Origin of the sequence: Sphingomonas sp. DG1-23 (assembly GCF_030730875.1) — a bacterium.
In the GTDB taxonomy this organism is placed as follows: Bacteria; Pseudomonadota; Alphaproteobacteria; order Sphingomonadales; family Sphingomonadaceae; genus Sphingomonas.
The window spans coordinates 234590-243005 of sequence record NZ_JAVAMA010000008.1 but is presented as its reverse complement, the minus strand read 5'-3'; the positions used below and the strand labels follow the sequence as shown (position 1 = coordinate 243005).

Here is an 8416-nt window from a genome sequence, read left to right as displayed (position 1 = left end):
CGCGATGCTGCCGATCAACCGCCGCGCGCGGCCCAGCTGGCGCGGATCGAGCAGAATGCCGAGCAACGCAAAGCTGGGCAGCGCGAGGGCACGGAACAGATCGGGCAAGGGCGGGATCAGCAGATAAGGCAGCCGATCGCCCGATAAAGCGGTGCCGACCATTTGGGCTAGCCCGATCAGCGGGATGGCGGCGGCGAGCAGCGCAGCGACATAAGGCAGGGCAGGCAGCACGAACAAGGCCGGCGCGCGGGCGACGCGCGCCCAGCCGGCAAGGCCGAGCACCACCAATGCGAGCGGCAGGCCGAGCCAGACGCCGGGGAGGAACTGAGCGAGGCCGAGCGCAACGAGGAGGCCGGTGACAAGGCTGGAAGCGACCAGAGCGGGATCGTTCGCGTCGCTCTTGAGCCGCCACGCCAGCTGCGCGCAAAACCCTGCGGCGAGTAGTTCGATCGCGCCCCAGGCTGCCGGCGCGAGCAATGAGGGTGCACACGCGTGCGCGACGAGCAGCGGCCCGGCGGAGCCACCGAGCGCGAGCGCCGCCCAGCCGCGGCTTCGGCCTGCGAACAATTGGCCAGGGACGGCGAACAACAAGGCAGCGGCCAAGGCGGCGAGCGGCGTCGTGTTGCGCTCCGGCTGGATCAGCGCAAGCGCTTCGAACACCAGCAGGAAGCCCAGCGCGGCCAGCGCAGCGGGGAGATAGATCGCGTTGCGCCATGCCAGGAACAGCGAAGCGGCAGCCAGGACGAGATAGAAGCTCCACGCCTGCGCGCCGAAGTCGAGCGACGGCGCGAGCGCGAGCAGCTGGACGAAGCCAGCGACGAGCGGGGCGAGCCGCAGCCAGCGATTATGCGTGCCGGTGGCCGGCAGCGCCGCGCTGGCACAGACCGCCAGCAGCATGGCGAAGGCACCGACCGCCGACAGATCCTGGCTGCGTCCCGGCAGCGCCGCGATCAGGAAGTTGATCCAGCCGAACCCGGCAATGCTGGCGGCGAGCGCGAGCCAGCCCCAGCCGCGATGAATCGCCAGTCCGAACAAGGCCGCAATGAACAATGCGAGATAGACGAGCAGCGGCCCGATGCCCGCCGCATCGAACCCGGCCACCAACGGCGCGATGAAGCCGCCGATCAGCGCCATCACCGCGGTCGGCGGGCCGTGGCGCAACGCCAGTCCCATCGCCGCCGCAGTGACGATCACTACCGCGACAAAAGCCGTGAGCGGCGAAATCAAATGATAGAGCGCCGCCGCCATATAGAGCGTACCGTAAAGGCTGGCCACGCCGGCGCCGGCGAGCACCTGCGCGACGCGCGGATCCTCGGCCGTGGCGGGAAAGCGCCGCGCGGCCTCGCTCGCGGCGATCAGCGCGGCCCCGAACAAGGCCGCGAGCAGCGTGCGTACCGCCGGGCCGAGCAAGCCGCTCTCGATCGAATAGCGCACGAGGAAGAACCCGGCGAGGACCAGCGCCGCACCGCCGATCCAGATCGGCAGCCGGCCACCGATCAGCGATTCGAGGTTGAGTGGCGGCGGAGCGCTCCGCGTGGCGGGCGTCGGCCCGCGGACCGCCTTTGGCGTCGGAGGTTGCTCGTCTGCAATGACTTGTTCGGTCGCGCGCTCGACCTCGCGCTCGGGCGGGGCCACGGGTTCGGACGTTACGCCGGCGACGGAAGGCGCGGGCGCTGCGACAAAACGGGACGCGCGCTCCTCCAGCCCTGCGACGAGTGACTCGACGCGACGCAACTCCTGTTCCACAACGGCGAGGCGACGCAGGACCACGAAGAAGGCCGCGCCGACACCAAGGGCAAGCAAGAGCGTGAATGCGTTCACTGGCTTCTCCTTGGCACAGCGGATTCGCGCTGTCGTGGCAAACACGGTGTTCCAAGGGTCCGGAGTGCCAGGTTTTGCGGCATGATGGAGGGGAATATCCGATGATCGTGTTTGGTTCGACGCTGTCGCCTTATGTGCGCAAATGCATGGTGTTCGGGGCGGAAAAAGGGCTGGACCTGGAACTGCAGCCTGCGGGCATGGGCCGCGGCGGCCCGGATTTTCAGGCCGCCAGCCCCTTCGGCAAGATGCCCGGCTTCAAGGATGAGGATTTCCTGATCTCGGATTCGTCCGCGATCGTCGCCTATCTCGAGGCCAAATATCCCGAGCCCAATCTGATCCCGCTCGAGCCCCGCGCGCGCGCGCGGACGATCTGGTATGACGAGATGGCCGACACGATGATGATGGCCGCGGGTGCTGCGATCTTCGGCAATCGCTTCGTGCGGCCGCGCGTGCTCAAGCAGGAATGTGATCATGAGGCCGCGGACCTCGCCGAGCGCGACTTGCTGCCGCCGCTCTGCGACTATCTTGAGAACGTCATACCGGCGAGCGGCTTTCTCGTCGAGGATCGGCTGACGCTCGCGGATATAGCGGTGGCTAGCCCCTTCGCGACGCTGGGCTGCATCGGCGTGGCGGCCAACGCCGCGCGCCATCCGCGCACCGCCGCTTATGTCGAGGCGATGCTGGCGCGCCCGAGCTTCGCGTCGATCCTCGCCAAGGATCAGGCGGTGGTGACGGCGATGGGCGGACCGGTGACTGCGCAGCAGGCAGCCTGAGGCGAGTAGCCAAGCCGGATGTCCCGTCCTAGATGGGCGGCATGCGGTTCGCCTTTACCAAATGTCATGGCTCGGGGAACGACTTTCCCCTGATCGACGCGCGCGCGATCAAACTGGACGATCGGGATTGGGCGCGGGTGGCGCGCGCGCTTGCCGATCGCAACGGGCCCGTCGGCGGCGACGGACTGTTGCTGCTCGTCGCCGGCGACGACGAACACGCCTTCGGGATGCGGATGTTCAATTCGGACGGATCCGAAGCCGAGACTTGCCTCAACGGATTGCGCTGTGTCGCACGCGCCGGTTTCGAGGCGCTCGGCATGGATGCGGCACGGGTCAAGCTCAAGACCAGTTCGGCCCAGGTCGCGCGCGAGGCGACGCTTGCGCCGGGAGTCGTGACGATCCGCACTATCGTCGGGCCTGCCTCGACCGAGTTGGCCGACATCGGCCTCAAGGGGGCGCTGTCCGAACTGCCGAGCGACCGCGGCTTCACTGCGGTGGCAATGCCCAATCCGCATCTCGTGGCGTTCGTCGATGCCGTGGACGAAGCCGAGTTGGTGGCGCTGGGCGAATATTGCGAGGCGGGACCGGCGCTGATTCCCGGCCGGGCGAACGTCTCGTTCGTCGAGTTGCGCGGGGGCGACCTGTTCGTGCGCACCTTCGAGCGCGGCGTCGGGCTCACCGACAGCTGCGGCAGCGCGATGGCGGCATCGGTGCTGTCCGCCGGGCTCACCGGACGCGTACCGCTGGGCACCGTGGTGCGCGTGTTCAATAAAGGCGGGCTGGTCCGCGGGCGGGCGGGCGCCGACCGGATCGTAACGATCAGCGGCAACGCCACGTTCCTCTACGACGCCGACATCGAGATCGACCTCGCCACAGGAAGGATCGAAGCCCCGGCGATTAATGCTCTACGCGAGGACGAGGCCGGCGCCTGGAACGCGGCCGTGGCGGCACTCGGCTGAACTCGTCTCGCAGGGACGCGTAATTTACCCGGCGACGCGCGTCGATCTTGCCGGGCGAGCCGTTCGCATATTGATCTGCGGCATGGCATCCAGGCAATGGCGGGTTCCGCGGGCGCGCCGTACGAGAGCACTACACTGTGGCGGGCAACCGTCATTTGCGCCGCCGGCGCGATGAAATTCAGCGCTTGGCCACCTCGACCGGCTCTTCCGGCTCGCCGACGACCGCCGCTATCTGCGCTGGACTGATCGGGCGCGTGAACGCCACGCCAAAACGCTGGCCCGCGCTCCATTGAACACGGGCTGTCCCCAGCCGAATACCACATGCCAGACGCACCTGCTCTCCGACCATCGGCACGCTTTCGGCGTAAAGCAGCGCACCGCCCCTCGAGATGTTGAGCATATGGACCCGCCTGGGCTCACCCGAACCGCACCGCATCTCCCCGGCTTGAAAGACCTTGATGCGCGGCGCCGTGCGCATATGCGCGCCGTCCTTGTCGCTGGTACGCATATCGCCCCCGGAACATTGTACGATGGAATCGCACGGGTGAGTCGGCTGTTCCGCAACAATGAGGATTAGCGATGGCTTAGCCTTGTTTTTCCCGGGTCAGGCAAGGCGATAGTGATCGGCCAGCCGATCGAGCGCGATGCCGAGCACCAACTTGCCGGCACGGCTCGGCCAGCCCAGCGCCTTTTCGGCCGTCGCCAGCCCCTCTCCTGCACAGACCACCCGCCAAAGCACGTCCGAGAGCCCCTGCCCCACTGCCGCCACCGCGGCGTCGAAGCGCCGTTTGGCGGCGATCTGCGCCACCGTCGGGTCATCGGCTTGCGTCCCCCCGCCGGGCACGCGCGGGCTGGCGTCCCAGCGCATCGTTACGCTCGGCCCCAACAAGGCTCTTTCGTAATCGGCCCGCAGCCGCTCGCCCGCCTCGAATTGGCGCGCGTCGACAAGTCCCCGCGCGCGCAACCAGCCCAGCGGCGATTCGGCGAGATTGACGGTCACGCTTCGCTGGCCCCGTACCGCTTTACCGCACGGGCCGAAGCTATCGACCCTTCGCTCGACAAGTTCACGCATGATGATCTCCTTTTGTTCCGATTCGACTCACTTGCCATAGAGTCCCTTCTGTAGGAAAGAGAAAAACCAGATGGGTTAGGAGTCGTCGATGATCACTGCCATCCGCGAGGTTCGGCGCGCCAAGGGCCTCACGCTCGACGAAGTCGCGCAGCGCTGTGAGCCGCCTACTACGGCGCAGACGATCGGGCGCCTCGAAACGGGCACCCGCACGGTATCGGTCGGCTGGCTGAACCGTATCGCCGCCGCGCTCGGCGTCGACGCATCGGATCTGGTCCGCTTGCCCGATCGGCCGGAAATCGCCGTCGCGGCAATCCTCGACGGCAGCGGCGCGCAGGCGCCACGCCGTCCGGCTTCGGTGGTCCCGCCGCGTGCCGAGCCGGAGATGATCGCGGTGACCGTGGGTGGCGGGATCGGCGATTATCGCGCGGGCGACGAAATCTGGTGCAGTCGACTCGCTCCAGAGGCCTATGCCGGCGCGCTCAATCGCGATGTGCTCGTGCCTCGGCCTGCGGGGCGGTTCCTGTTCGGCCGCCTGATCGGGCGCGACGGCGACAAGCTGCATCTGCTGCCGCTCGGCGCCGGAGCCCGCCAGCAAGTGGTGAGCGACCCGCCCTGGATCGCCTGCGCCATGCGGCTGGTCCGGCCACTCTAGCCCCTTGCCGACCGCCGCGCAGAGGCGCAATCTGCGCGCAGAAAAGGGCAATGCAGGAGGGGACTGCGATGATAAGAAGCGCAATGGCGATCGCCGCCGTGCTGACGCTCGCCGCGCCGGCGATGGCCGAGGACTGGGATTTCATCCTCGTCAACAACACAGGCAAGACGATCAAGACGGTCGAAATATCGCCGGGCGGCGCCGGCACCTGGGTGGCGAACAAGATCGACACTGAACTCACCAAAGAGGCCAAATCGGTCAAGCCCAACGGCAAGATGACCGTTCATTTCGACAAAGGCAGCGGCTGCCGATACGATCTGAAGGCGACGTTCGACGACGGCACTTCGGCGGTATGGAGCGCGATCAACGTCTGCGACAACGCCTATGTGACGGTCAACTACGCCAACGGCACGCCGACCTTCAAGGCCAGTTGACGCGGTTCAGGCAAGGGATGGTGGGCGCTGACGGGCTCGAACCGCCGACCCTCTCGGTGTAAACGAGATGCTCTACCAACTGAGCTAAGCGCCCTTGCCTCCCGCGATGCCAAAAGCAGCGCGCGGGGGCAAGGCCCGGTTTCACACCAGCTGCAGTCCGGCGCGCTTTACGGCGCTCGCATAGCTTCGCATGCCCTCGAGCCCCTTGGCGCTCAACCCGATATAGGCCCGTCGTCGATCGGTCGGATCGGCCTGCCGCTCGAACAGCCCGGCCTCGTGCAAGGTCCCGATCCAGCGGAGCGCCGTGGTGGGCGGCACCGCTGCGGCGATGCACAGGCTCGATACCGACACCTGACGCCGTTCGAGCTGCGCCGCGAACAGATCGAGCAGCATGTCCCATGCAGGATCGGCGAACAGCTCGTCGGCGAAGAATTGCGCTCGCATCCGCCTCGCGCGGATCACCGCGCGAATCTCAGCTGCGCTGATCTCCACCGGCGGACCGGTGTCCGGTCCGCGATACCCGCTGCCCCGATCGCGCACGGATCGCGGCTCGGCATCCTCGCTGCGGGTCAGCCTTGCCAACGTCTCGGCGATCCGCGCCACTTCCTCGCTCAGGCGACGCAGGCGGACCGACTCGGCATCGCGGTTGACGTCGTCCATCACCGCGCGCGGGTGCCATTTGGCTCCGGCGATCGCACTGATTCGTTCGGCCCGAACGGGGTTGCAAAGGATCTGGCTGCGCGAGCCGAGCAATTGGGCGGCCGCCACGTCGATCTGCTCGGGGAGCACCGTCGCGACGATGCCGAGCGCGCGTTCGCGCGCTACCGTATCGACCCGCGCCAGCACGATTTCGAGCAGCGCCTCGGGCGCCGCCGCGGTCTCGACGAGGATCAGATCGAGGCCGTCGAAGTTGCCCGGATCGGCCGAGGCTTCGGCGAAGGATATCGGCTTGCGGCCTTTGCACCCCGCGAGATCCAGGGCTTCGAGCGCCTCCGCCGCAGCCTCGACGCTGTCCGCGACGACCAGCGCGACCGGCGCGGTGGTGGCATAGCCTTCGCCCGAGCTTTCGTGGAACATCGTCAATCTCGCCATCCTGCCTCAGGTTCGTCTTCTGTTCCGGAGATGCCGCATGGCCCTGGAACGGTTGAGTCCGATTTCCTCCGTTTTGGAGGTTATGAGGCGATCCGCACGGCAGGTTGGTCGATCAAGCGTCCGTTCCGGATCGAACGCGAGGCTATATCTGTAGAAATTCCCCCGTCGATCGAGAGTTAGTCGAGCGACTTAACGATTTCTTCCACCATCTTCTTGGCGTCAGCCAGAAGCATCATGGTATTGTCGCGATAAAACAGCTCATTGTCTACACCGGCATAACCGACTCCGCCCATCGAGCGCTTGATGAACAGCACCGTCTTGGCTTTTTCGACGTCGAGCACCGGCATGCCGTAGATCGGCGACGACTTGTCGGTCTTGGCGGCGGGGTTGGTCACATCGTTGGCGCCGATGACGAAGGCAACGTCGGTCTGGGCAAACTCGGAATTGATGTCCTCGAGCTCGAACACCTCGTCATAGGGCACGTTCGCCTCGGCGAGCAGCACATTCATGTGCCCGGGCATACGCCCCGCGACCGGGTGGATCGCATATTTCACACGAACGCCATGCTCTTTGAGCTTGTCGCCCATTTCCCTGAGCGCATGCTGCGCCTGCGCGACCGCCATGCCGTAGCCGGGGACGATGATGACCTGCTCGGCCTGGCTCATCAGGAAAGCGGCGTCCTCGGCGGAGCCGCGCTTCCACGGACGGTCGGTCGCCGCCGCGGCCGCACCGGCACCACTGTCGCCGCCGAACCCGCCCGCGATCACGCTGATGAAGCTACGGTTCATCGCACGGCACATGATATAGCTGAGGATCGCGCCCGAGCTGCCGACCAATGCGCCGGTGACGATCATCGCAGTGTTGTGGAGCGTGAACCCCATCGCCGCAGCTGCCCAGCCCGAATAGGAGTTGAGCATCGAGACGACGACCGGCATGTCGGCGCCGCCGATCGGCACGATCAACAGGAAGCCGATCACGAAGCTGAGCCCGGTGACGGTCCAGAACACCCAAGGCGACTGATCGGTGACGAAATAGGCGATCAGGCCGAGGATCCCGGCGAGCAGCCCCAGATTGATGACGTGACGGCCGGGCAGCAGGATCGGCTTGCCGCTCATATTGCCGTTCAACTTGAGGAAGGCGATCACCGATCCCGAGAAAGTGATCGCGCCGATCGCGACGCCGAGGCCCATCTCGACACGACTGACCTGATGAATGCTCACCCAGGGCTGCCCGATCATCGGGACGATCAGCTCGCCGATCCCGAACGCTTGCGGATTGAGGAAGGCCGCCGCGGCGACGAGCACTGCCGCCATGCCGACAAGGCTGTGGAACGCCGCGACCAGCTGGGGCATCGCCGTCATCGCGATCCGCCGCGCAGTGACGAAACCAATTGCACCGCCGATCGCGATTGCCGCGCCCAGCTCGATCGGGCTGGCGATCTCGTGCGTCACCAAGGTGGTGATCACCGCGATCGCCATGCCGATCATGCCGAGCCGGTTGCCGCGACGGCTGGTCGCGGGGCTCGAGAGTCCGCGCAGCGCGAGGATGAAGCAGACGCCCGCGACCAGATAAGCGAGCGCGACCCAGGGATTTACCGGAGCGGCTTCGTGCAT

General features: G+C 66.6%; 9 protein-coding genes and 1 tRNA gene. 4 read left to right on the top strand and 6 right to left on the bottom strand.

The window, feature by feature from the left end; translation table 11 throughout:
- Nucleotides 1–1821: DUF2339 domain-containing protein (locus Q9Q95_RS14670; RefSeq protein ID WP_306097877.1), on the bottom strand; the 1821-nt coding region annotated here is incomplete at its 3' end.
- Between the two features lie 101 nt (nucleotides 1822–1922).
- On the opposite strand from Q9Q95_RS14670, the gene Q9Q95_RS14665 reads away from it, so the two are divergent.
- Nucleotides 1923–2594: a glutathione S-transferase family protein gene (locus Q9Q95_RS14665; protein ID WP_306097876.1), complete on the top strand. Its 672-nt coding sequence runs from the start codon at nucleotides 1923–1925 to the stop codon at nucleotides 2592–2594.
- Nucleotides 2595–2635: 41 nt separating this feature from the next.
- Nucleotides 2636–3553, top strand: coding sequence for a diaminopimelate epimerase (gene dapF, locus Q9Q95_RS14660; RefSeq protein ID WP_306097875.1), 918 nt, complete (start codon nucleotides 2636–2638; stop codon nucleotides 3551–3553).
- Between the two features lie 178 nt (nucleotides 3554–3731).
- Here dapF and Q9Q95_RS14655 read toward each other — a convergent pair whose 3' ends face one another.
- Complete coding sequence (locus Q9Q95_RS14655) at nucleotides 3732–4061, bottom strand: PilZ domain-containing protein (RefSeq protein WP_306097874.1); 330 nt, start codon at nucleotides 4059–4061, stop codon at nucleotides 3732–3734.
- A 96-nt stretch (nucleotides 4062–4157) separates the two neighbouring features.
- Complete coding sequence (locus tag Q9Q95_RS14650) at nucleotides 4158–4625, bottom strand: DUF6456 domain-containing protein (protein WP_306097873.1); 468 nt, start codon at nucleotides 4623–4625, stop codon at nucleotides 4158–4160.
- A gap of 88 nt (nucleotides 4626–4713) precedes the next feature.
- Here Q9Q95_RS14650 and Q9Q95_RS14645 point away from each other — a divergent pair, with 88 nt between their 5' ends.
- Both Q9Q95_RS14645 and Q9Q95_RS14640 read left to right on the top strand, forming a co-directional pair.
- Entirely contained in the window at nucleotides 4714–5277 is a 564-nt protein-coding gene (locus Q9Q95_RS14645) for a helix-turn-helix domain-containing protein (RefSeq protein WP_306097872.1), read from the top strand.
- An 83-nt stretch (nucleotides 5278–5360) separates the two neighbouring features.
- Nucleotides 5361–5711, top strand: a complete 351-nt coding sequence (locus Q9Q95_RS14640) for a hypothetical protein (RefSeq protein WP_306097871.1) — start codon at nucleotides 5361–5363, stop codon at nucleotides 5709–5711.
- Nucleotides 5712–5729: 18 nt separating this feature from the next.
- Here Q9Q95_RS14640 and Q9Q95_RS14635 read toward each other — a convergent pair.
- The 3 genes from Q9Q95_RS14635 to Q9Q95_RS14625 form a co-directional block, all read right to left on the bottom strand.
- Nucleotides 5730–5805: transfer RNA gene (locus tag Q9Q95_RS14635), tRNA-Val, on the bottom strand.
- A 47-nt stretch (nucleotides 5806–5852) separates the two neighbouring features.
- On the bottom strand, nucleotides 5853–6788 hold the full coding sequence (locus tag Q9Q95_RS14630; protein WP_306097870.1) for a winged helix DNA-binding protein: 936 nt from the start codon (nucleotides 6786–6788) through the stop codon (nucleotides 5853–5855).
- 191 nt (nucleotides 6789–6979) lie between these two features.
- On the bottom strand, nucleotides 6980–8416 hold the full coding sequence (locus tag Q9Q95_RS14625; protein WP_306097869.1) for an NAD(P)(+) transhydrogenase (Re/Si-specific) subunit beta: 1437 nt from the start codon (nucleotides 8414–8416) through the stop codon (nucleotides 6980–6982).